Below are 23,125 nucleotides of genomic sequence, written 5' to 3'. Positions count from 1 at the left end.
GTTCTCACCCCTCGTCTGTATGTGTCTTTATTACAATGTGGCTGTCCTCTGCTGATTTTATCTCCTGTCTGACAGCATATTTCAAATACCCTGCCTTTGACATTCCTAGTTCTTTTGCTCTGTCCTCTATCATTCTGTTAAACCCTTTAGGTGCTTTAAATTGCACTTTCTCTGTGTTTTCCTTATCCCATTTATCACGGGCTTTTCTTTGTGCTTCTGATACTGCCATTAAATCACCACCTTGCTATTATTATACATCATAATTTAGTAAATGTCAACAATTATTTCTACGGTATCCCGTAACAGTTTCTTTACAAATAGTTTACTATATATATGTATATCTCTACGGTATCCCGTAGTATAATATATACAGACAAAGGGAAAGCGGATAACCCACAAACCGCAGAAAGGATTGATTATAATGAAAAATATTATGCCAACAATACCAACTGCAACAGAGCTTGCAATTAAGTATGCAAAGCGTGAACAGCTTAGAATTATTATCGAAAAGGCTTATAATATTCATGCTGATTGCGAATATGAAGCTTTATCAAAGCTGATTGCAGAACTTAAGCAAATGCTTGAAGAAACATAAAACTTAGAATATGAAAGGGTGTTTAAAATGAAAAAACTAATTTTATATCGTGTTGATTTTGACATTGGTTAATATTTTTTCTTTTTTGGAAAGATGATGACGATTAAATCTCGAAACTTTGATAGGGAGAACAATTTCCCCTTTGTCAATACCTACTTATGTCCTTCTCAACCAAACCCCGCTCCTGCGGGGCGGTCGGTCTGCGACCGTTTCAGACGGCGTAGCTGTCGGAGCCGTCGGCTCTGGAGATTTTCGGCTTGCGAACTTTCGACTTAGACAAAGGTAAAGAGCCGAAAACTGCACGAATGTGCAGCTCTTTCACTTGTTGGGTTTTTCTTTTGGAATCTCTCAACCCCTCGGAAAAAGTCGGGGTTAGTATTACCCCCGACTTCTGATACATGATACAAAGTAGTTTAAACAGCGTAAATGCGTGTTTTCCCATGTCACAAAATTTTGTGACAACTTCTGATACAAGATAAGGTGGTGTTTCTATATATGGCGGAGTTTAATTGCCGCTCTGCTTTCTGTGTTATAAATAACCCTCGCTACGATATTACATACAAGCACAATGAAGAGGGGGAGATAATCAAAGACGAGAACGGCAAGGCGGTTATATTAAAGCAAGAGCCTACGGAGTATCACTCATTGACAGAACAACAGATATGTGATGATGTTCTTAATAAATGGGTCGGTGATGATGATAAGCGAACAGGAGCGGTTTTATTCTGCGTGTCTGCCCTCGGTCTTGAACACTTGCATTGTGTGTTTGAAAGTGAGAAGACGTTCCGCCCGCTGTCTGCCTTGAAAAAGCTTTTTCCTAAAGTACATATTGAGATAACCAAAGGAAACAAAAAGCAAGTCGAGGATTATATAAACAAGGTTGGCAAGTTCGAGGAAAAGGGCGAAAAGATTATAGCAAAATCGCAGGTCGGTGAGATTAAAGGCTGTCAAGGCAAGCGTAACGATTTGATTTCAATGTCTGATATCCGTGACCTTATTTACAGCGGACAAACTCCAAACGATATTTACCGACAGTTTCCGCAGGCTATCAAGTCCAAAACTGCAACAGAAGAGTTATTTTATTTGTATCGTAAGGACAACACACCGCCCGAACGTGATGTCAAAGTACATTGGCTGTTTGGCGGTACTGGGTGCGGAAAATCATACACATACATTGAACTTTGTGAAAAGCATGGTGATGTAAATATCTATCGTGTGACCGACTATGACCACCCTTTTGACGGCTACCAAGGCGAACCGATACTTATTCTTGATGAGTTCCGTGGGCGTATCTCATACAGCTACTTGCTCATTCTGCTTGACAAGTACCGCTCTCAGGTATCTGCACGATACAGCAATAAAATGACGTTATGGACGGAAGTATATATAACCTCGCCGTTCCTGCCTACAGAACTCTATCAAAAGGCGGCTGAACGTAATGACGGCATAGACAAGCTTGAACAGCTTACAAGGCGTATTGATGATATAGTGTATTGTTTCAAATATACCGCCGAGAACAATAGCGGCACATTTTATTGTAAATACAACGTTGATTTTGACCTGCATTGTGATAGCCACGCTATCCGTGAACAGTGTTCACACGTTCGTCACGAGGTTTCACAAATGGGATTGTTCACACTTATGGACGGCTTAACGTCAAAATTTGTTGAAAATAAATCGCAAAGTTAGTGTCACGAGGAAAATTTTTAAACTCTGAAAGGAGCAAAGCGACTGTAAGAGGTTAAAAATTTAGGCAATGGAACGATTGAGCAAAGTAAAATCGGTCGCTTGCCGTTCCGCCACAGCGTCAGCCGTGGCATAAGTGACACGATAAAGAAAAGCCAACTCAAAAGCCGAAAAAGCAAAACAAGCCAAACAAAATAAAGTAAAAATATTTAATGTAAGAAAACGGCAATTTTACAACGCCGTAAAAATATGGTATAAATAAATCAGGAGGTACACCATGAAGCAAAAAGAAATTTGCAAGGAAGAAATTAACCTGTTCTATTTGTGGCTCTGTGGCACGATAGGCAAGGAGAAAGGAGAGGATAAAAGGATTGTGTATCTGTGCTGTCCTGCTGAGCGTGATACGCTCCTCAGAACGTTTCTTGAAGAATACAACGCACAGCACCGCTACAGTGCATTTAAAAAGGCTTTCAAGCCTACCACACGCATTATTACAACAAAAAGAGTGTAGTCATTATAAACCCATGTACGCCAATACATGGAATGACTACACCCAAATAACACCCACGCAAAAGGAGTTATTACCATGAAATTTAAAGATTTTTATTACAAGGACTTTCGCCCCTCTTATTTAGAGGGCGTTGTCCGCTACCCTGAGCAAACCGATTATGTAATTGAGCAGAATTGCAAGCCGATTAACGGCAAGGAACTTTCAGAAATCGGTCTTTCTGATCTCAATAACCTTATCAAGATATGTGATGATACATACTGCATTGACAGAGTGAAAAAGCTCCGCAGTGTCCTTAAACGTATCATGCGTTACGCTTACGCTTGCCGTTATACGCCTATTGACCTATCTGCATTCGAGTTAAGGCGGTGCAGAAAACGCCCTGAAACAGTGCAACAGCTATCATTTACGGCAGAACAAGCCGCCTTTCTGACTTCGGGCGATAGCACTATAATGAAGATGTTCCGCTTTGAGTGCTTGACAGGTCTACGCCGTGAGGAAATACTCGCCTTGCGTTGGGAAAACGTTGATTTAAAGGCACGCCGTATCTTTGTTTGTCAAACTGTAGTTGTTCTCAAAGGGCGTGCAAGATTGGTCGATGATACTAAAAATCACAAGTTCCGCTACGTTGAACTTAACGAAACGGCTTATAAACTTCTTCTTACACTGCCTGTTACCTGTGATTTCGTTTTTGGCAATCCACGTTCAAAGAATTTTCTCAGCCCTCGCCGTTATCATGAGGAATATAACACAATGTTTATTCGCAAGAATGAGGAATGGAAAAAGACACACTCAGAGGGCTTGCCACACCTCACGCCGCACAAATTCCGTCACACTTTCGCAAGTCTGCTTACTTCTAATGGAGCTGATGTCAAGACAGTTGCCGACCTGCTCGGGCACACAAAGCTTGACACCACAAATATTTATTTGCACTCTTATGATGATTTACGCCGTCAGGCGGTCGATAAGATACAATTAGATAATTAATTTAACAACCGCACCGAGGGCTTTTGGTCGGAGTGACCTGATTTGAACAGGCGACCTCTACCACCCCAAGGTAGCGCGCTACCAATCTGCGCCACACCCCGACAACGTATATATTATACCCGATTTGGATACAATAGTCAAGAGTTTTCAGTCAAAATAAAAAAATTGCAAAAAAGGTATTGACATTCACATTCATTTGTGATATAATAAATAAGCACTCAGGAGAGAGCAGTAAAAAAGCAGTAAATATCGCGGGATGGAGCAGTTCGGTAGCTCGTCGGGCTCATAACCCGAAGGTCGTTGGTTCAAATCCAGCTCCCGCAACCAGAGAGAAGGCTGTTGCAATTGCGACAGCCTATTTTTTTTTGTTGAATAGTGCTAAAGATTTTCAAACGCAAGAATTTTTTCATGTAATTCAGAAGCGAATTTTTCAAGAGCAGACTTAGACCAAATTAAATTCGATTGATTTTTTTTGAGTAAATCAAGGGTATAACTATAAGCAGCTTTATAAATTTCATAATCGGATATAGCAGTAAGAGTAATCAACCCTTTTTCATAGTACGAATCCATTGCAAACATAAGCTGAAAGCATATCCTACTTAGTCTTTCTTCTTCAACATCATTATCTAAATTTAAAATAATATTTTGCCACTTTGCATTATAAACACGATACGCAAAAGCAAGAATATAATAATTATCAACAGTATCAAATTTTTTCATTTTAATAAACCTTTCAACTTGACATTTAGTAAAATTTGTGTTATACTCGGATTTACAAAGCGGAGGATATCCGAGTTTGTGTGTGATTATGTAGTCGGTGTGTTTTGACGGATAGCCGACTACATTTTTTATGCTTCTTCAAGCATTTGTTTGAGTTCGTTAATCAGCTTTGATAAAGCTTCATATTCGCAATCAGCATGAATATTCTGAGCCTTGTCTATTATAATTCTAAGCTGTTCACGCTTTGCATACTTTATCGCAAGTTCTGTAGCTGTAGGCATGTTCTGCATTATCCTCACTCCTTTCAATTTCCTCCGCTGTGAAAGTTCCCTTTATCTCTTTCACTATATATATTATAGCATATCGGGTACAATATATCAATTGATAAAATAAACAAATATATAGGGTACATATTGTGCATTATGTATATTGTACACATATATAAAATGTAGTATAATATCAGTAAAGGCGGTGATATTATGGCATATTCAGAAGCACAAAAAAAAGCAACTGCAAAGTACATGAAAAATAAGCTTGACGATATCAAGGTGCGAGTGCCAAAGGGCAAGCGTGAAGTCTACAAAGCCCATGCAGAACGGCAAGGCAAGAGCCTGAACGCCCTTATAATTGAACTACTCGAAAAAGATATGCAGGAGCATTAAGCCCCTGCATTTTTTTATTAATCATTTTCCTGCTGTTTTGAATAATCTCTCATAAATTGAGGGGCGGAACAATTTTCACAAACAGTTGAATCCGTAAAATGATAAACACATTCCTCACAGTAACCATAACAGCCGCACTCAAAAAAACCGCATTTCTTATTATCACACTTACCGAAATCAGTATTTTCCTTGCACCAAAAATTAAACTCTTTCATTTTCAACATTCCTTTCAAAATTCTCAATAATCATTTCAAGAACATAGCTCACATAAAGCAAAAACACCCCTATATGAGCCGTAAGCACTACCCTCATAAGTTATCACCCTTGTAAGGTGAAAGCTTATAGCCTATCGTTTTCGACATCTGAGCTTTATTCTCAGCAGATACATGAGTATATGTATCAGCCGTAAGCTTGTATGTACTGTGACCGAGCCACTCCGAAACCTCTTTCATACTGAAACCGCTATTAAGCATAAGCGTTGCATTGCTGTGTCTAAGGTCATGTATACGAATTTTCGGTAAATCATTCTTGCGGAGCAAGTCTTGAAAGGCGTGCAATACATAATCATAGTGAAGCGGTACCCCCTCAGCGTTCACACACACATAATTCCTTGCCTTGCACAGTGGAGCTTGTCTGCTATAAAGCTTATGCAAGTAGTCAAGTTGTTCATCACTTAGAGGAAATTCACGGCGAGATTTTACAGTTTTCATTCTCTTGTTTTGACTTTCGACCCAATGCCCTGACTTATAGTCTTTTATCCTCGTTCTTGTTTCACGGATATAAAGACAACGCCCGAGGAAGTCAACATTCTCCCACCGCAAACCGAGTATCTCAGACTTGCGAAGTCCAAACCACACAGCGAGATACACAAAGCTTTCTATCTGAGTACCATAAGCCACACGCAGGAGCTTCAAGAGCTGTTCTTCTGTATAATATGACATTTCATTTTCCACCTTTCGAGGAAGTGAAAAAGCCGTGTAAGGATTTTTGCTTATAAAATCGTTCTTATATGCGTAATTCAGACACGCACGCATGACTTCATGATGTTTACGGAGCGTATTCACAGAAAGCCTTGTATCATGCAGTATGTGCCTTTGATAGCCCTCTATGTGCATAGGCTTGACATCAACAAGTCTAAATCCTTTGCTCTTGAAATAAGGGTAAAGGTATTTTGTTATGATACCTACATAGCCATCATAAGTTGACGGAGATTTTCTGTAACACGTTTCATTATTCCATACTATGATATAGTCACAGAACAAAATTTTATCCGTGTCAATGTTTTCAATGCTCATTATCATTTTGCCAAGGTCCTTTCCTGATGATAGTTGTTATAGATTTTTACCTTTGTCACGTTATCAAGCTGATGAAAGACGGCTCTTGAAAGCCTGTGCTTGCGGAGATATTCAAGGAAACTTTTTGATTCAGTTGCAGGCGAAGTATTACGTAAAGCCCTAACAATATCAGAATTGCAATCGTTATTATAAAAGCTTTCAAGTATTTGTTGCTGAACATTTTCAGACAATGACAAATAATGATTATAACTAATCCTGCAAGTATCAGATAGAAAACGTTGAAAAGCAATAAGCATTTCATCATTCATTTAGTTCACTCCTTTCAAAATAATCATCATATTCCTTGCGGTATTCGTCAGAGTAAATATAATCAAGGAAATCTGCAATATTATCAAACCTAGCTGAAACTTCTTCAAAGTTCGGAATAATATTTACATTTGTATTGTATTTATACTGATTAGAGGTATAAGGTTTTGTGATAGCCAACTTTGAAACGCTATCAAAATCGGTATTACTGTATATGATCTGAGGGTCACGATTACAATTTCGACTACTCCAATAATACTTGCCGAATATCTTATTATTGCCCTTTGTTATATATTTTGTGATATAGAACGCAAGAGCCGCCGAATTATTTTCCACAGGAATAGCCGTGGAAAAGCCGTATTTCCATTCAGGGATATTATATACAACGTTTCTAACGTGCAAGTTTTTTTCCTCAATAGTCTTTAATGTCACAGGCTTGTTATATCCAGTTACGAGCCTTGTGCCTGAATCGACCATATCAAAGCAATCATTGATAAGAGCGTGGCAATGTATACCGCCGTTCTTATGCCTTTCAGGAATGAGCAAGTATTTCATATCTTTCCGCTTGACCTGATTTTCAAGCCACCGCCTAAGTTTTTTCTTAACAAAATCAGCATTAGAAAAATCGTATTCACTACCATTGAAAGTGATAGTGAGAAAATACGCCCACTCATTTGAAAAGGCTATATCAAAGACCTTGTCTTTTGCACGCTTTAATATATCTGTCCGTTCCCCTCTTTCCTCTTTTGAAACCTTTGCAGGCTTTTTGATTATCTCAAACATATCTGTTTGAACATCTTCTTCCTGCTGAGATTTCTCAAATTTCTCCCATTTTCGTTTAAGCTGTAATATTTTCTGATTTTGCTGATATTCTTCAAGGTTTTTGTCAACGAATATGTAATTGTTGCAATAAGTTGTTGTTGAAGAGCCGTCAGCATAGATTTTTGTTTTAGTATTTTTTAAAACGACCTCAGGGGGTAAATCATAAAAATTTGCCATTTTCCCACCGCCATTTTAGTTTTTGACGGAAATTTGCGGTTATTATCAAGTATATAACCGCAAATTTCTAAGCTTGCAAGCTGTTCGCCACGGCGCACGCAGGAGCGTGCGCACGTGGCTGAATCAATCTTGCATAGCTTTTAAAATTCTGCTTGCTATTTTCTCTTGCTCACTCGTCCGACCGATTTTCAGCCCCTTAACAATTTCTTCTGTGTCATAAAGCGACCTTAATTCATCAGTAGCACAGAATGTTTCTTTCCATTCTTTCGGACGTTTCCTCGTTCCTGCACTGCCCTGCTCTCCGTTAATGAGATAGTTTTCTTTTGTATAGCACTTATTGACGATAAGACGTGAATTAAAATACGCCTTACAATCTATGATATAATTGACCTGCTCACGAATTATTTTTGTACACCTTTTCCACTCCTGAGCCGACCCCCATATACACTTGTGTAAATGCCGTTGCAGTGAGATATATTCGAGAAGTTCGTCCGGAGCATCTTTCCATGATTGAGAATTAAGAGTCAGGTGCATTTCATCGAACAGAAACAGCACGCCTTGATTAACACCGTTTTCGTCAATATTCTCAACGTTCAAGATATCTTCCCAACAATCAAAAAATCTGTCAGCCACTTCCGTATGAAAGTTAGCACAGATAAGCACTTTCGGAAATCTACTCTTGACCTCTTGCGCACGTTTCACCATGCTTATAGTTTTACCTCGACCGCCCAAGCCGTTATAGAGATACAGTCCATACATATTGAACGGAACTTCTTCACCTTTAAGCCGCTTTCTAATAGTCTTGAAAGTGTCCTTTACCGACAGAGGGAACGCATGAAGCACAGGCGTACCAAACAGCATAAGAAGCACGATAACACCCACCACAACGCTTCCCAAGGCGAGAGGTATAAGCATAGCTTTCCAATTGATATTAGCAAATGCCGACCACATTATAAAAGCCCCCTTACAAAGTTCACAAGTGCAGATACAAGCAGAAGTCCGAGAACAAAGAAAATGCTCTCAAACATCAATTCAAGATTTAAGAATTGGTCAAGCTGATAAAGAAAAGAAATCATACCCCTAAGAGCCGAATAAGCTTCATCACTTATTGAGAATGACTTAAAGAACGGCAGACTAAAGAACAGCTCTACTATTTTCGCAGTTATCATTATTCTCCCTCACTTTCACTTGATTCATGAAGCTGTATTCCGAAGCAACGGAACAAAGCCTTAATTGTCGCATAGATACAGATAGCGTACATTGCTATAGTTGAAGCATTGAACAGCGCACTCTTAAGCTCGTTCGGAGCGGAGTTCATATTAAAATCAAAGTCCTTTCCGAAAAGTGTAAACGTAACTGAATTTGATGATGATTGCTTACCCTGCTGAAAAGCTTTTCTCAACTTTGCATAAGCAGGAAACTTGCTTTCTATAGCAACATTCAAATCTTTTGAGTTAGGTACAAAAAGATAGGTCACGAGCTTCTTCAAGTCGACCACGAGATTATACAGTGCAATGCCGATATTTTTAACAATAGTCCACAAACACTTGCCGAGCCACTCAAAAATGCCTAAGAAGTTAAAGAATACAAATTTCAAAGCCGCCCACAGCCAACGGAAGAAGCCTGTAAAAGCATTCCAAAGAAATTCAACAACAGCTTTTACAAAGTCTGCTATGCCGTCCAAGTCATGAAACATATCAAAATTAACGTAATCTCTTATATCAGGAAAATCAGTATCTATATAATCAGACAATGACGGAAATTCTTCATAGTCTTTCTTCTCGCTGAAAGGCTCTTTCTTGTGACTATCTACAGTATCAACAAGACTGTACTCATAACTTGCGGCACAAAATCTATCCTTATATAACGCTTCATCACCCTTACCCTTAGCCGCTATGAGGAAGAAATAAAGCTTGCCCGTATTTTCAATATCTTTGTTACTGTTATACCGCATAATGCCGTCACGCATAACATTCAGAGGGATTGAGCCATGCAAAGGGTTTTCTTTCGTGAAATCTCCCGAAGTGTCCATAGGGAGATAGTACCAGCCGTCAGAGTTAGGATAATCCCATTCTGATTGATTAGACACGGCAATGTTTACGTTGTATACATCATTATCATTTTTCGGTTCAAAATTAAACAAAAAGTTTTTGCTATCATCATCATAAGTAATAGAAGCTTTATATGGTTTCGCAAATGGACTTGATACATCAAGTTTATCTCCATTATTGGTAATGTTAACATTTGTAGCATAAATGTGATTAAGATTAGAATGTGATTGTTCATCATCATCAACATATAAAGAAAAAGAAGATACATCAACATTAGCACGATATTCTAAATCATCTATGTCAGAGTTACCATAGTCAGAAACACGAGCCTTAATAAAAGAATTAGTAAAAGATGATGAATAGCGACCATGTGTAAGAATTAATGTATCATTAACCAAAATATCATCAGGAATAAAGAAAATGTAATACCACCAATAATACTGTGAACTATCCTCAGAATATGTCATAATATAATGAGAATTTTCAATATCAATATTGTTATTTTTTGCATAATCAATCATTTGTGAAAATCGTTTCACACGAATAACGTTACTAGACGAACCACCACCGCTAACATCATCAAGTGCAAACACAGGCAACACGCAAGCCGAACACATCACGATAAGGGCAAGCACTAATGACAGCGTTGCTTTAAGTTTTCTATTTATCATAATTCCCCCTTAAAAATTGGCATAATAAAAGGGCAGTTCACTGAATGAACTGCCCTCGTTGCTGTCAGGCTTACGCCTTTACGTACTTTTTGAACATTCTGATAGCAATGCCGATTACAGTTGTCAGAGTTATCACAGGGATAAGAGCGACAATAGAATCGGAAACGCCCTGAATAGCAGAGTTAGCGAACTGTGTCATAAGTTCACCGATATTTACGAGAGTATTGCCACTTTCTGCAGTTGTAGAAACAGGATTCATTAACACATTCTCCTTTCTTAATTAATTAAGCTATATATCCACTTGCCAAACTTGATGACAAGATAAATACCGATAGATATTGTTATCAAAAAGCATATAGTGCCTAAATATGAAATTGTAATATTTTGATTATTAATTATAGTGTGCTGATTTTCGATAACAGCCGACATAGTATATTCATCAGTCTGCTCAGAGGTAGAAACAGACGATACATCAATTTGTGAAGAAGTGACATCATTCAACGCCCACAACCTCAATTCCCTGAGCCTGTCGCTCCAGTTCTTTAACACGGAACTGCAGTTTAGAAATTTCTTTATTTTTCTTATCAATTGCCTTAAAGCAACGAGTAAGGCAATAAAACAGGGCAAGCGCCACCACCAAGCAAAAATAAAGTGCGTATACTGTCATGTTCAAGCCCCCTTAGATAATGACCGCTTCAAGCTTCTTCTTATCGTTGTAGAAATACTGGATTTCCGTTCCGACAAGTGCTCCGATATCTTTCATAGACACATCTTTACCGAACACGTTTCCTCTTTCGCTCCAAGCACACTTGCAGTCATTGGCGATAGTGTAACCGACACCCTGAACGAAATTTGAATCATCTGCCAACTTGTTTTCTATAGGCTTTTGCACCTGTAGCACCAAGTTGTCATAGTCGATTGATTTTCCGTTATCGTCCGTAAATGTGCCTTTCTTGTGGATTGCTCCTATAAGTATTCCTCTCATGTTTTTTCCTTTCTGCGGTTGAGGTTATCCGCTCACCTTTACTTTATGTTTAGGTCATATGTAACCTACAATTAGCATTATAGGTCACATATAGCCTATTGTCAAGACTTTTAAGGTCACTTGTGATATAATTTGTTTACTTAAACAAAATTAAGGCGATTAAATTATGATAAATTACCAAAAGTGTAACAACAAAGGAGTGACAAAAATTAGTACAAATTATTATCCAAGGTTGAAAGACCTCAGAGAGGACAAAGATTTAAGCCAAGAAGATGTGGCAAGAATACTAGGGACAGAGCAATCATATTATGCCAAATATGAAAACGGCGTAAGACCAATCCCATTTGAAAGAGTAATAAAGCTTGCGCTTTTTTATGATGTGAGCATTGACTATATAGCAGGATTGACAAATGACAAGCGCGGCAGAGGATACAAGGAGCAAAGCAACGGAAAATACAACATAACACAGAAAAACAGCCCTAAGGCTGTTATCAAAATCAAGGAGGAAAAGTAAATGGAAGCGGTATTAACAACCTTAACATTTTGGTTTATAGCCGGGCTAATCGTATTTATACTGATAATCATATCAATCATTGGAACATGGTTTGAAGCACGTGAAATGCGCAAGGAACTGGAGCAGGTCAACGCATACCTTGCAACGCTCAATGACAACTTGATTATAGGTTTTCAGAACAACGACCGCCAAAGCCGCAACTTCTGAGAGCCTGCCGCCCTCGTTCCTGCTTTCCTGAACTGTCGCTCTTGCCGTGTCTTGCCGCCCTGCGGAGCTTGTGCGCTCCCCTGCACTGTGCTGTCGCACCTGCCGTGCTGTGTCGCCCTCGTGGAGTTTGTGCGCTCCCCCTGTGCTGTGCTGTCGCCCCTGCCGTGCTGTGTCGCCCTTGTGGAGTTTGTGCGCTCCCCCTGCACTGTGCTGTCGCACCTGCCGTGCTGTTTCTCCCTTGTGGAACTTGTGCGCTCCCTGCGCTGTGTTTGGTGCGAACTGCGTTCGCAATAAAGGGGGATTCTTGAGCGGCGTTCCCCTCTTTTTGGAGCATTGAAAGCATTGAAAACATTGAGAGTGTTGAAAAATCATAGATTTTCCAACACTCCCAACATTTCCAACACTTCCAACACCCCAAAAATTCACCCCCTAGCCGCTCGCATGATAGATTTCACAGATATATCGCTCAGCTCTTTTTCTTTTCTTTGAATGTGCGTTGCTTTTCTCGGGGCTTTTTCTTTGTGGTTTTGTCCGCTGTTTGTTTGTGTTTTTGTTTTCTTTTTCCGTGTTTTTTTTTATTTTTGCTCTTGTGGAGCTTGCCTTGTGTCGCTTGTCGCTCAATGTGAGGGCTTGTGACTGCTTCCGTGAGTAGTTTTCCCTCGTTGCTTATCACTTCTCCACGGGGCTTATAGTTACTTTTGCGAGGGGCTTCACTCATGCTGTTTGTTGCCTGCTAGTTCTCATAACCCGAAGGTCGTTGGTTCAAATCCAGCTCCCGCAACCATATTGGTGATACCAAATGGATACTCACCTTAAAAAGCCCGTGTTTACGGGCTTTTTTGATATTTAGAAAACAAAAAATTTTAATGTAAAACCGTGGATGCTTTTCACCAGTTTTCACGAAAAAAAGGGAGTCGAACCCTACACAACAAAAAATATCGAACATAACGGCAGACTTTGAGTATATTTTGCTCTAAGCCTGCCGATTTTTTATGAAAAAACATTCACAAAGTTTAGAAGGCTGTTTTGTCAAATATCACGAAATGTGATAAACGACAAAGCGGTCTTTTTTTATTTCAAAGGAGGCTTGATAACAAATATACTATAAAAAGGGAATCTAAAACGACTGGAGGTGATCAAGTAAAAAATGAACAGCAGTCAGACCGAGGACATGACCGAAGAACCCGATATGGGAATGACGATGTGAGGTGTTATATGATTTACAACGAAAAGAAGGTAGAAATGCTCAGGCAGAGATATCCCGAAGGAACTCGGATATGCCTTGACAGTATGGATAACGATCCCCGTCCGATTCCACCAGGTACTAAAGGCATAGTTCAATTTGTGGACGATGCGGGTACTCTGCACTGTAAATTTGATAACGGAAGAACGCTTGGGGTTATCCCCGATGTGGATAAGTTCCATAAAATCGCTCAGGAACAGAGTCAGATTGATAAGCAAACAGAGGAAAATATTGAGTGCGAGGAAATTACAGAAACGGAAGATCTTGAAGAAAACGAAGAAATGAATATGTCAATGTAACGGTTAAGTTTTGAAAAAGACTTAGCCGTTTTTTTATTACAAAAAGGAAAGGAACGGTGATAAATGATAAAATATTTCGAAGCGTTTGCAGGAATAGGAGCGTTCCGTTCGGCTTTTGAAAAAGTAGGCGGGTTTGAGTGCGTCGGATGGTGTGAAATTGACAGATTCGCACAGAAAGCCTACAGAACGCTGTATGACACAAAAGGGGAAATTTTTTATGAGGACATCACAAAAATCGATTACGGAAATATGCCGGATTTTGATCTGCTCGTTGGAGGCCCGTGCTGCCAATCGTTCAGTGTCGCGGGGCGCAGACTCGCTTTTGAGGACGATAGAGGAAACCTGTTTTTTAACTATATCCAAATCCTTGAAGCCAAGCGCCCCCGTTACTTTATCGCTGAAAACGTACCCAACCTGCTTGGTATATCGCAGGGGGAATGTTTCAGAATCATCCTTGAAAAGATTTCTGAACTGGGGTATAGTATGTGCTGGCGCGTGCTTAACTCTGCCGGATTCGGAATACCGCAGTCAAGAAGAAGGCTGTTCCTTATCGGATATCTTGGAGACAAATGTCCCTCAGAAATACTGGCTTTCGGAGGAAATGATGAGGAAAATTGCGAAAAAAGAAAACCTGAACAGCTGATAGGCGGCAGTCAGGGTTCGAGAGTTTATTCCACAGACGGCACGGCTGTTACGCAATGCAGCGGTTCGGGCGGCATGGGCGGTAAAACGGGACTTTATTTCATAGACTGCAATCCCGATCCTCAGATGACAGACATTGCAAGATGTGTTACCGCACGTCAGAACAGCGGAGTATCTCATCATAGAGGAGAACATTCCGCTGTTTTTTGTGATTTGAACGAAAATCCGCAGATTACAGAAAATGCCCGATGTCTGCATACAAGAATGGATTTGGGAGTAACAAACGAAACTCACAAAGGCGAACGTTCGGGAGTGCTTGAAGAAGCTCCTAGGGCGATAATCAACCCATTTAAGGAAACTACCCGACAGAACGGTCGCAGAATAAAAGAACCTAATGAACCGATGTTTACGCTCACGGTTACGGACAGACACGGAATAGTACACAAAGGCAGAATCCGCAGGCTTATGCCTGTGGAGTGCTGGAAATTGCAGGGATTTACAAAAGAGCAGTTTGAAAAAGTCGCTGAAGCAGGTATGTCCGACGCACAGCTTTACAAGCAGGCAGGAAATTCAATTACGGTAAATGTGGTTGAAGCTATTGCAAGAAATTTACTGAAATTTGACGAGGAGGAAAACGCAAATGAAGAATATGATAAAAATATTTGAAAATGACGAATTCGGAAAAGTGAGAACAGTCATTAAGGACGGCGAACCGTGGCTTGTAGGAAAAGATGTTGCGGAAATTTTAGGGTATTCCAACACAAGGGACGCTCTTTCACGTCATGTGGATACCGAGGATAAAACCACCGTCGTGATTTCCGACAGTGGTTCAAATTACAAGAGCAAGACCACTATTATCAATGAAAGCGGCTTTTACAGCTTAGTTCTCTCAAGCAAAATGCCGAGAGCCAAAGAGTTCAGGCGTTGGGTGACCGCCGAAGTCCTCCCCACCATCAGACGCACCGGCGGCTACGTTTCCAACGAGGATATGTTCATCAAAAACTATCTCCCCTTTCTCGACGAGCCATACCGTGACCTGTTCCGACTTCAAATGACCATTATCAACAAGCTGAATGAACGTATCCGCCACGATCAGCCGCTGGTGGAGTTTGCGAATCAGGTGTCAAATACCGATAATCTTATCGACATGAACGCAATGGCAAAGCTTGCGAGAGCGGAAAATATCCCCGTCGGCAGAAACAAGCTTTACGGCTGGCTCAAAGGAAAAGGCGTTCTTATGGCGAATAATCTCCCCTATCAGGCGTTTATCGACCGAGGATATTTTTCCGTAAAGGAGTCGGTTTTTGAAACTCCGACTATGACAAAGACCTATCAGCAGACGTTTGTGACAGGAAAAGGGCAAAGATTTGTGATCACTCTGCTGAGAAAATATTATGGCAAGGAGATGGGATAATGCACACAAACAGAATTAAAGCTAAAGTGGACTTCAAGTTCTGCCTCGGCAGTATTCCAGCAATGCTGAGAGCCACAAAGCCCGTACTTTCGGAAAGGCAGTACAAGGAGCTGTGTAACGAGGTCAATAAAGCTGACGGCTATCTTGAACAGAAACGTATTATTTTTTCATATGTTGACCCTATAATCAAGGGTTGAAGTAAACACAATTAAATAACAACTAAAGTCGTTTTGCCAATGACAGAAAACTTCTGTAATTAGCAAAGCGACTTTCTTTCTGTCATTGGCTTTAAACGACGGAAAGGAATTTCATGAACAGTTTTATGTCATGGTTAGGCGGTAAAAAGGCATTGCGTGACGCAGTACTTGCAAGATTTCCGCCTTACTATGAACGATATATCGAGGTTTTCGGAGGTGCAGGCTGGGTTTTATTCCATAAACCGCCCGGTATGGATTTTGAGGTATACAACGATTTTAACGGAAATCTTGCAAATCTTTATCGCTGTGTCAGGGATAACCCGAATAAGCTGAAGTACAAGCTTCGTTATGTCCTCGATTCTCGTGAAGATTTCGACTGGATTGCTAGTCTTCACAAGCGAGGTCTGTTCAGCAGATTTCGTGATGTTGACAGGGCGGCGAAGTTTTATCAGCTTATCCGTTACAGCTACGCAAGTGGACTTGACAGCTTCGGCAGTCAGCCGCATTCAATATGGTCGGATTTCCCGATGATAGACTTGGCAGCAAGGAGATTGCAGAAGGTAGTAGTTGAGAATAAAGACTTTGAAAAACTGATACGGCAGTACGACCGCCCTGTCAGCTTTTTTTATTGCGATCCACCGTACTTTGCAACCGAAAACTACTACAAAGACGTTGGTTTTAAAACCAAGGATCATATTAGGCTCAGGGATTCGCTAATGGATATCAAGGGCAAGTTTCTTGTTTCCTACAATGACTGTCCTGAAATCCGTGAACTTTGGGATAAGCCTAATATTCACATTGAGGAGATCAGCAGACTGAATAATCTGGCGCAGAGATACGACGGCGGCTGTCAGTATGCGGAGCTGCTCATATCCAATTACGATACAAGCGAGAGATTACAGGCGGTTCGCCAGCTTTCGCTGTTTGACGATGAAACAGACAATTTGGAGGTATAATTTTATGAGAAAGATTATTTTTGCACAGGTACTCACAACCAACGGAACTACCGTATTTTCGGGACTTTATGATGAAAACGGAAATCCTGTTGTTGTAGAAATGGAGTGCGATGATAACGGAGTGACGCTTACGATATGGCGCAATGCTCCTGAAACAGAACGTCCCGACTGCGGCATCTCGGAGGAAGAAATAGAGAGGACGTGTTCAATGTATGATGACTGTAACGAGTGTCCACTGTGGGATTATTGCAATGAAGATGAGGAGGTTTTGTAAATGAAAATACTTGTTATTGAGCCTGAAAAAGCGCCGTATGAAAAGGAAATCGGCGATGATATTCACGATATGCAGGCAATAGTCGGAGGGTGTATCGAACCTATATATTTTGAGCCGAAAGAAACTGCGATTGCTTGGTGCAACGATGAATTCCTGCTTAACGGTTCACAGCCTAATCGTATTGTGGGAAATGTTCTTGTACATGGAACTTTCTTTGTTTCAGGAAATTATATGAACGAATACGGCGAATGGGACAGCTGTTCACTTACCGATGATCAGATCAAGAAATATTCCGAAATGTTTGAAACTCCCATTATCGTATTGGAGCAAATGCAGGCTACGGAAATTGAGGTAGAAAATACTCCCGATGAGGAAATGGCGGATGAACCTGAGCCGGAAATAACGATGTAATAAAAAGTAAAGTGTTGTAATTTAAAATCAAAGGAGAAATGCATTTTATGTTTAAAAAATCCAAAATATTAAAGAAGCTTGGCGCAGGGTTTATGGCAGGCCTCTGCGCTTTTTCTATGCTCGGTTCATCTGTGAGCGGAGCGATAACAGCAAATGCCGCAAGTACTTCGACCGAAAACTCTGCGTTTCCGTCTTCCGATACGGTGATCGCAAAGGCGGCAACTTTGCTCGGAACACCGTATACATTTGGGAATAAGGGGTACTGGTACGCATACAATCAGGGACAGTATACTCCTCTGTCGGTGCAGACGATAAATAATCTCGGCATCGACTGTTCGGGACTTGTGTACTATACGCTGACGCAGCTTGGATACAAAACATCGGGATTTTCATGGAATAATCCTGTTCCCGTTGATACCGATCACTGGCTGACAGTCAGCGATAACTGCACAATCACTTATGACGGTGTGACTTCAAAAGTCGATGTTGAAAAGCAGAATATTAAGACCACGGACCGTCCGTATTGGGAGTGTGCCGACGGTTCAAATATTACTCCCGGTTCTGTAGTGGTGGCTCAGAATCCATATGGCGAAGATCATGCGTGGATTTACATGGGTGAATTTGATTCAAAAAACGATGTTGTTTCATATCTGAAATCTATCGGTGTATCCGAAAGCCTCATAAATTCCAAAACAGTCGGCGACGGAAAAGGCGCAGGCGGCAGGCATTGGAGAATAGAGTCCAACGGTTCGGAGGGTGTTGTGATCAACAACAAGACCGACGGTAAAACTGCAACTGCTATGAATATGTCGGCGTTCAGGATCACAAAGACCGACGTGACTTTTGAGATAGATAAGTATAATACAAATGGTGATCTTGTGGGAAAATCAAGCGTTGATAATTCTACAGCGGTATATGGAATCTATCATGATAAGTCCTGCAAAAACAAGGTTGCCGAAATCAAAATCGGCAGCAATGGAAAAGGCTCTGTAAAGCTGCCAAGCAAGACTTATTACGCAAAAGAATTGAAGGCTCCAACAGGTTATTCAGTTGATCCGACCGTATATACAATCAAAGCAGGAAAAAACAAGGTGAAAGAGGACTATGAAACAGGAACAATCAAAATTAACAAAACTGCCGAGGATGGCATAATCAGCGGCAGGGAGTTCAATATATCCTATACCTATAACGGAAAATCTCTTGCCGAAACTGATAAAACCAATGCAAAAGGCATTGCGGTATTTGATGATCTGAGGGTAGGGTAACGACAGTGCGAGATGGCTCTGCGAAAAAATCTCTGTAAATTAATCAACTGTGATAAAAACGTTAGTTGGGAATGGCATAAAATTTGCCACTCTAATTTTTTTACAGTACACAATGCACTCTATAGACTAACTTAGATTTTCTCATCCGCTCTATAGAGTTGCTTGGACTTTATTATACACCAAAGTTCAATTGTTTGGAAGTCGTGGATTTATTTTACGCTTACATAAAATCAACACATAATGTCCCAAAAATACAAATAATTTGTTTGCTTATTTGTAAAAAACACCATTGACAATTGCCGACTTTTGGAATATACTTAATGAGTTAGACAATATCGTGTCTCATTTAATGCTTATTCTGTTTTAAAGGTGATAAAATGGTAAAATGTGAATTAATGCGAATTTTCAAAAGTACAAAGGGCAGATTAATTATTTTATTGATGTTTTTGCTGCCATTAATAGATTTTATTCAACATATTTATAATGACATTATTTTATTTGGTTCTTTTGACCCTGAAAATCACCCTGCTTTTACAAGCTTTTTGTCAGGTTCAACAATGGGGCATTTTACACAAATACTGCTTTCTTTTATATTGCCATTATATTTCTTGCTTTTATATGCGGATAGTTATACAACCGATAGAAACAGTGGCTATTTAAAATGTCTGATAATGAGAGTAGGAAAAAAAGAGTATTACAAAACAAAATTTAAAATTGCAGCAATTGTTCCGTCTGTAATAATGTTTTTCTCTCTGCTTTTGAATTTCTTATTGTGCATAATTTTTTTTCATAGCGGAAGTTCGTTCGGAGGCATGGAGGAATACTATCATGATATGAATAAATGGTTTATATTTGGCTATAACCACCCATATATTTACTATTTTATTTATATAATAACCTACTGCTTCGTCTGTGGTCTTTGTAGTGTTTTAGGATTATGCTTTTCAATTATTTTCAGAAATCATTATATAGCTTACCCTGTTTCATTTTTTGTTTGGATAATTCAGGCAATTTTTCCCTACGGTGTCGGAAATTCCATACAACCTTTTACTGAGTACGGATTTAATCATTATCTTTCAGGCTTAATTATATTTTCAGCTACTGTATTGATGGTTTTTATAGTTACTTATTTTATGGGGTTAAGAAACAAAGATGAAATATAAGAAAAAACATTACATATATTTTTTACTGACATTTATTTTCTTTTTGTTCTATCACTTTACTGTTGAAAGGAAAAACAAATATATATCCATGGCAAATGGAGATAATTTAATTAAAGATGCAATTGATAATACAGTGAACACTGCCGGATATTTGTGGTATAACAACACAGCAACAATTTATACATTATTGTTTGCATTTCTGTTTGGTAGTACTCTCTTGAAGCTTAATTGTCAGAATGTTATTCGAATTTCAAGAGAAAAGATTGGAAATAAAAATCTGATAAATTCAATTTTTTGCTCTGTTATGTTTTCAGTTGCCTTTTGCCTGCCACATTTGATTTTTATGTGTGTGAATTTTAGTAAAAATATACTATTTCAAATAAACTTTTTTGATATTTTTGCTCTGCAATTTTCAGCATATGTTCTTTATTATCTGTTGACAAGTCAAATTATGATATTTCTGTACTACATTACATTAAATTCTATTTTAAGCGGTATTCTTGTATTTATAGTTAATTCTGTTATGATGTTTATTTATAAACTACTGCATCTTAATACACCTATATTTTTTACACTTGTCTGCACCAAATATTATAATACAGATATGAAAAATTTGAATATAGTTTCAGATGTTCTGATGTTTGTTCCAATAATAATTGTGTTTGTAATTCTGAATAAAATCAAAATAAAGAATAGAGATGTTTTGTAATTATTTAAATAAGAACAGAAGTATCTGATCTAATGATAAGTAAATCTCATCACTATTTGAAATTTCAATACTTATGGATTGCTTCTTGTCAGTGAGAGATATATGCCCACTTCTGACGTTTCAATGAAGCAGGGGACTCACACTATGTTAAAAAAATGTTATTATATATTCCGATAATTTTTCTTTCGGCACTTTTTATGCAAAACTCTCTTCCCAGCAGAGGTCTTTTAGGTTTAATTGAAGGGGTAAATATCAGAAACAGCAATATGCTTGTTGCATCGGATTTTCTGTTTATTTCACTGGTTGTTTTCAATTTATTTGGCAATTGTGAAAAATACCTTTATGGTTATGGAAAGTATGAGCTTTTGCGATATAAAAAAAGAACTTTAATCCTTGGGAAAATAATTCTGAAATCATTCTTGTCAGTATGTGTATTTTGCCTGACCCGGATAATTATCTATGCTTTTTTATTATTTATCCGCAACGAAAAAATTATTGATTTTACAGTTGCAGATATTTCAAATTATATTTTCACAAGCATTTTATCATTGTTCTTTATCAGTATACTGCAAATATTGGTTGAACTGAAGTTTTCATCATTTGCAGGCGTAATTACAGCTTTTTCATACTACATAGTTTCCACAATTCTGGGTGGATACTTTATTGAAAAGGAGCAATATTTTCCGTTACTGTTTTTAACTACAAACTTTTCAATGAAAAACCGGACAGATTTAATATCAGCTGATTTTGTAGATTTATACATTTTATATTTAATTTTGGCTTTTGCAATTATTGTATGTATTTTTTTATGCAGGAAAATCATAAAACAAAAAGATATCTTTTAGGAGGATATGCAATGTCTGAAATAATTATAGAGAATTTATCCAAAACAATAAAGAATAATAAGATTCTTGATAATGTAAATCTGACTTTTGAAAGTGGTCATGTTTACGGACTTGTTGGCAGAAACGGCAGTGGAAAAACTATGCTTTTGCGTGCCATTTGCGGCTTGATTTTTCCTGACAGCGGCAAAGTAATAATTGATGGCAAGCAGTTGCATAAGGATATTTCTTTCCCTGAAAGCTGTGGCATAATTATAGAAAATACAGACCTTTTGCCTAATTTTTCAGCTTTTGATAACCTGAAAATGCTTTCAGAAATAAAAAATACAGCTAATGATAATATGATAAAATCTGCAATAAAATCAGTAGGACTCGACCCCGACAGCAAGAAAAAAGTAAAAACTTTTTCACTGGGAATGAAACAACGATTAAGTATTGCTCAGGCATTATTTGAAGATCCTGACATTCTCCTTTTGGATGAGCCTACAAACGCTCTGGATGAAGATGGTGTCAATGATGTCAGAAGAATCCTGTTAGAACAAAAGAAAAAAAACAAGCTTATAATCATTGCAAGTCATAATAAAGAGGATATTTCGCTTTTGTCCGATACAGTTATATCAGTTTCCAATGGTAGATTTCAGCGTAAGTAATAATATGTTTTTGTAATAAATTGGGAGGCTTTTAAAATGAAAAATAGTTTAAAGAAGAAAGTTATAAGCATTAGTATGTGAGTTGTTGCAGTATCAACTTTAATGATTCCAAGTGTATTTGCAGCATATAAAGATAATAATATAGGTTTTTCTTTTAGAATTCAGGGTAGTGTAGATAATGCACAAGCTCCTAAGTCAGAATTCAGGAATACAAGTGATAACTCTAATAGTTGGAAAGTACAAATGAGTAAATCTGGTGAAGGTCAACATACTATTACAAATTTTTGGATAGTAAACAAAAATGGTAGAAGTGCAAGTTCAGAATATTCTATAAAACAAGGAGATTCTGCACGATATAAGAGAGCAAATGATAATGGCGATCATATAAATGTTTATCTTACTGCTGAAAATAATAATTTTATGTCTTCTAAAACATATACTGTAACTGGATATTGGGATGAAGAAACAGGTGTATATTTATAAAAAAATAGTAAGCAAAAACAATCAAATATAAAGTATTATTACAAATGAACATATTTTTACTCATAAAGTGATCTCATTTCCCACTTAAACAGACCCTCTGAAGAAAAGTCTGTAAAAAGTCAGTCAACTGTGATATAATAAAAATAACACAGGAGGCTGATTTTTTATGGGAAGAAGAAAAAGAGAACCAATGAGCGAAGGAAAAAAGAACATCATCGGAATGCTGCTCGAGGAGTATGGTATCCGATATCACAGACCGCCTCCTTCCGCAGATAGAGGACTGGCAGAAACGTCCTCTTAACGAAGTTTATTCCATTATATTTATTGATGCTGTACATTTTTCTGTACGATGCCGCTGAGAAACTGGGACCTAGTTCTGTGAAAGCAATCA

General features: G+C 38.6%; 32 protein-coding genes, 2 tRNA genes and 1 pseudogene. 20 read left to right on the top strand and 15 right to left on the bottom strand.

What is annotated here, in order from left to right:
• Positions 1-4 precede the first annotated feature (4 nt).
• The gene (locus OCV57_RS06805) at positions 5-229 is read right to left on the bottom strand and encodes a hypothetical protein (RefSeq protein ID WP_265290582.1); all 225 of its coding nucleotides are present in this window, start codon (positions 227-229) and stop codon (positions 5-7) included.
• 192 nt (positions 230-421) lie between these two features.
• Between OCV57_RS06805 and OCV57_RS06800 the strand changes: the two genes are divergently transcribed.
• From OCV57_RS06800 to OCV57_RS06785, 4 genes are all read left to right on the top strand, one after another.
• The gene (locus tag OCV57_RS06800; protein ID WP_265290581.1) at positions 422-595 is read left to right on the top strand and encodes a hypothetical protein; all 174 of its coding nucleotides are present in this window, start codon (positions 422-424) and stop codon (positions 593-595) included.
• 495 nt (positions 596-1,090) lie between these two features.
• Complete coding sequence (locus tag OCV57_RS06795) at positions 1,091-2,284, top strand: RNA helicase domain-containing protein (protein ID WP_265290580.1); 1,194 nt, start codon at positions 1,091-1,093, stop codon at positions 2,282-2,284.
• Positions 2,285-2,558: 274 nt separating this feature from the next.
• Entirely contained in the window at positions 2,559-2,792 is a 234-nt protein-coding gene (locus OCV57_RS06790) for a hypothetical protein (RefSeq protein WP_216553666.1), read from the top strand.
• A gap of 75 nt (positions 2,793-2,867) precedes the next feature.
• The gene (locus OCV57_RS06785) at positions 2,868-3,776 is read left to right on the top strand and encodes a tyrosine-type recombinase/integrase (protein ID WP_265290579.1); all 909 of its coding nucleotides are present in this window, start codon (positions 2,868-2,870) and stop codon (positions 3,774-3,776) included.
• A gap of 24 nt (positions 3,777-3,800) precedes the next feature.
• Here the strand turns inward: OCV57_RS06785 and OCV57_RS06780 are convergent.
• Positions 3,801-3,877, bottom strand: a tRNA-Pro gene (locus OCV57_RS06780).
• 149 nt (positions 3,878-4,026) lie between these two features.
• Between OCV57_RS06780 and OCV57_RS06775 the strand changes: the two genes are divergently transcribed.
• Positions 4,027-4,103: transfer RNA gene (locus OCV57_RS06775), tRNA-Met, on the top strand.
• Between the two features lie 51 nt (positions 4,104-4,154).
• On the opposite strand, the gene OCV57_RS06770 is transcribed toward OCV57_RS06775, so the two are convergent.
• Together OCV57_RS06770 and OCV57_RS06765 are read right to left on the bottom strand one after the other, a co-directional pair.
• The gene (locus tag OCV57_RS06770; RefSeq protein ID WP_117863329.1) at positions 4,155-4,496 is read right to left on the bottom strand and encodes a hypothetical protein; all 342 of its coding nucleotides are present in this window, start codon (positions 4,494-4,496) and stop codon (positions 4,155-4,157) included.
• A 128-nt stretch (positions 4,497-4,624) separates the two neighbouring features.
• Entirely contained in the window at positions 4,625-4,786 is a 162-nt protein-coding gene (locus tag OCV57_RS06765) for a hypothetical protein (RefSeq protein WP_267300920.1), read from the bottom strand.
• A 189-nt stretch (positions 4,787-4,975) separates the two neighbouring features.
• Here OCV57_RS06765 and OCV57_RS06760 point away from each other — a divergent pair, with 189 nt between their 5' ends.
• Positions 4,976-5,158, top strand: coding sequence for a hypothetical protein (locus OCV57_RS06760; protein ID WP_267300919.1), 183 nt, complete (start codon positions 4,976-4,978; stop codon positions 5,156-5,158).
• Between the two features lie 17 nt (positions 5,159-5,175).
• Here OCV57_RS06760 and OCV57_RS06755 read toward each other — a convergent pair whose 3' ends face one another.
• The 10 genes from OCV57_RS06755 to OCV57_RS06710 all read right to left on the bottom strand — a co-directional run bounded on the left by OCV57_RS06755 (position 5,176) and on the right by OCV57_RS06710 (position 11,465).
• Complete coding sequence (locus OCV57_RS06755; RefSeq protein WP_267300917.1) at positions 5,176-5,373, bottom strand: hypothetical protein; 198 nt, start codon at positions 5,371-5,373, stop codon at positions 5,176-5,178.
• A gap of 93 nt (positions 5,374-5,466) precedes the next feature.
• Positions 5,467-6,453, bottom strand: a complete 987-nt coding sequence (locus OCV57_RS06750; protein ID WP_267300916.1) for a tyrosine-type recombinase/integrase — start codon at positions 6,451-6,453, stop codon at positions 5,467-5,469.
• A 2-nt stretch (positions 6,454-6,455) separates the two neighbouring features.
• Positions 6,456-6,761, bottom strand: a complete 306-nt coding sequence (locus OCV57_RS06745; protein WP_117863333.1) for a hypothetical protein — start codon at positions 6,759-6,761, stop codon at positions 6,456-6,458.
• Positions 6,754-7,758, bottom strand: coding sequence for a rolling circle replication-associated protein (locus OCV57_RS06740; protein ID WP_267300914.1), 1,005 nt, complete (start codon positions 7,756-7,758; stop codon positions 6,754-6,756). The genes OCV57_RS06745 and OCV57_RS06740 overlap by 8 nt, the downstream gene beginning before the upstream one ends.
• A 123-nt stretch (positions 7,759-7,881) precedes the next feature.
• Positions 7,882-8,709, bottom strand: a complete 828-nt coding sequence (locus tag OCV57_RS06735; RefSeq protein WP_117863335.1) for a hypothetical protein — start codon at positions 8,707-8,709, stop codon at positions 7,882-7,884.
• Positions 8,709-8,927, bottom strand: a complete 219-nt coding sequence (locus OCV57_RS06730) for a hypothetical protein (RefSeq protein WP_267300912.1) — start codon at positions 8,925-8,927, stop codon at positions 8,709-8,711. The genes OCV57_RS06735 and OCV57_RS06730 overlap by 1 nt, the downstream gene beginning before the upstream one ends.
• A complete protein-coding gene (locus OCV57_RS06725) occupies positions 8,927-10,480 on the bottom strand; it encodes a hypothetical protein (protein WP_267300910.1) in 1,554 nt (517 codons plus the stop codon). The genes OCV57_RS06730 and OCV57_RS06725 overlap by 1 nt, the downstream gene beginning before the upstream one ends.
• Positions 10,481-10,550: 70 nt before the next feature.
• Complete coding sequence (locus OCV57_RS06720) at positions 10,551-10,739, bottom strand: hypothetical protein (protein WP_267300908.1); 189 nt, start codon at positions 10,737-10,739, stop codon at positions 10,551-10,553.
• A gap of 234 nt (positions 10,740-10,973) precedes the next feature.
• Entirely contained in the window at positions 10,974-11,147 is a 174-nt protein-coding gene (locus tag OCV57_RS06715; RefSeq protein WP_181982590.1) for a hypothetical protein, read from the bottom strand.
• Between the two features lie 12 nt (positions 11,148-11,159).
• Complete coding sequence (locus OCV57_RS06710; protein WP_267300907.1) at positions 11,160-11,465, bottom strand: hypothetical protein; 306 nt, start codon at positions 11,463-11,465, stop codon at positions 11,160-11,162.
• A 166-nt stretch (positions 11,466-11,631) separates the two neighbouring features.
• On the opposite strand from OCV57_RS06710, the gene OCV57_RS06705 reads away from it, so the two are divergent.
• Positions 11,632-11,979: a helix-turn-helix domain-containing protein gene (locus OCV57_RS06705; protein WP_117863340.1), complete on the top strand. Its 348-nt coding sequence runs from the start codon at positions 11,632-11,634 to the stop codon at positions 11,977-11,979.
• 72 nt (positions 11,980-12,051) lie between these two features.
• Here the strand turns inward: OCV57_RS06705 and OCV57_RS06700 are convergent, their stop codons facing one another.
• A complete protein-coding gene (locus OCV57_RS06700; RefSeq protein WP_267300906.1) occupies positions 12,052-12,405 on the bottom strand; it encodes a hypothetical protein in 354 nt (117 codons plus the stop codon).
• A 996-nt stretch (positions 12,406-13,401) separates the two neighbouring features.
• Between OCV57_RS06700 and OCV57_RS06695 the strand changes: the two genes are divergently transcribed.
• The 13 genes and pseudogenes from OCV57_RS06695 to OCV57_RS06635 all read left to right on the top strand — a co-directional run.
• Positions 13,402-13,728 carry a DUF4314 domain-containing protein gene (locus OCV57_RS06695; protein ID WP_046441724.1) on the top strand — a complete coding sequence of 109 codons (327 nt, stop codon included), beginning with the start codon at positions 13,402-13,404 and terminating at the stop codon, positions 13,726-13,728.
• A gap of 63 nt (positions 13,729-13,791) precedes the next feature.
• Positions 13,792-15,036 carry a DNA (cytosine-5-)-methyltransferase gene (gene dcm, locus OCV57_RS06690; RefSeq protein ID WP_267300903.1) on the top strand — a complete coding sequence of 415 codons (1,245 nt, stop codon included), beginning with the start codon at positions 13,792-13,794 and terminating at the stop codon, positions 15,034-15,036.
• On the top strand, positions 15,011-15,784 hold the full coding sequence (locus tag OCV57_RS06685; RefSeq protein WP_267300902.1) for a BRO family protein: 774 nt from the start codon (positions 15,011-15,013) through the stop codon (positions 15,782-15,784). The genes dcm and OCV57_RS06685 overlap by 26 nt, the downstream gene beginning before the upstream one ends.
• The gene (locus tag OCV57_RS06680; RefSeq protein WP_117858018.1) at positions 15,784-15,981 is read left to right on the top strand and encodes a hypothetical protein; all 198 of its coding nucleotides are present in this window, start codon (positions 15,784-15,786) and stop codon (positions 15,979-15,981) included. Before OCV57_RS06685 ends, OCV57_RS06680 begins: the two co-directional genes overlap by 1 nt.
• A gap of 125 nt (positions 15,982-16,106) precedes the next feature.
• Positions 16,107-16,937 (top strand): DNA adenine methylase, encoded by an 831-nt coding sequence (locus OCV57_RS06675; protein WP_267300937.1) that lies wholly within the window; start codon positions 16,107-16,109, stop codon positions 16,935-16,937.
• Positions 16,938-16,941: 4 nt separating this feature from the next.
• On the top strand, positions 16,942-17,211 hold the full coding sequence (locus OCV57_RS06670) for a hypothetical protein (protein WP_267300900.1): 270 nt from the start codon (positions 16,942-16,944) through the stop codon (positions 17,209-17,211).
• The gene (locus OCV57_RS06665; RefSeq protein WP_117563482.1) at positions 17,212-17,622 is read left to right on the top strand and encodes a DUF3846 domain-containing protein; all 411 of its coding nucleotides are present in this window, start codon (positions 17,212-17,214) and stop codon (positions 17,620-17,622) included.
• A gap of 47 nt (positions 17,623-17,669) precedes the next feature.
• Positions 17,670-18,887 (top strand): SpaA isopeptide-forming pilin-related protein, encoded by a 1,218-nt coding sequence (locus tag OCV57_RS06660; protein WP_256320828.1) that lies wholly within the window; start codon positions 17,670-17,672, stop codon positions 18,885-18,887.
• Between the two features lie 377 nt (positions 18,888-19,264).
• Entirely contained in the window at positions 19,265-20,050 is a 786-nt protein-coding gene (locus tag OCV57_RS06655) for a hypothetical protein (RefSeq protein WP_267300897.1), read from the top strand.
• Positions 20,051-20,914: 864 nt separating this feature from the next.
• A complete protein-coding gene (locus tag OCV57_RS06650) occupies positions 20,915-21,604 on the top strand; it encodes a DUF2705 family protein (RefSeq protein WP_267300896.1) in 690 nt (229 codons plus the stop codon).
• Positions 21,605-21,615: 11 nt separating this feature from the next.
• On the top strand, positions 21,616-22,251 hold the full coding sequence (locus OCV57_RS06645) for an ABC transporter ATP-binding protein (protein ID WP_117858032.1): 636 nt from the start codon (positions 21,616-21,618) through the stop codon (positions 22,249-22,251).
• 102 nt (positions 22,252-22,353) lie between these two features.
• Complete coding sequence (locus OCV57_RS06640) at positions 22,354-22,734, top strand: DUF2712 domain-containing protein (protein ID WP_267300895.1); 381 nt, start codon at positions 22,354-22,356, stop codon at positions 22,732-22,734.
• A gap of 227 nt (positions 22,735-22,961) precedes the next feature.
• Positions 22,962-23,084 (top strand): annotated as a pseudogene (locus tag OCV57_RS06635) (transposase); the annotation flags it as partial.
• Between the last annotated feature and the right edge of the window lie 41 nt (positions 23,085-23,125).

Source organism: Hominimerdicola aceti, from assembly GCF_025567495.1.
Lineage (GTDB): Bacteria > Bacillota > Clostridia > Oscillospirales > Ruminococcaceae > Hominimerdicola > Hominimerdicola aceti.
This window is presented reverse-complemented; position numbering and strand designations above follow the sequence as displayed.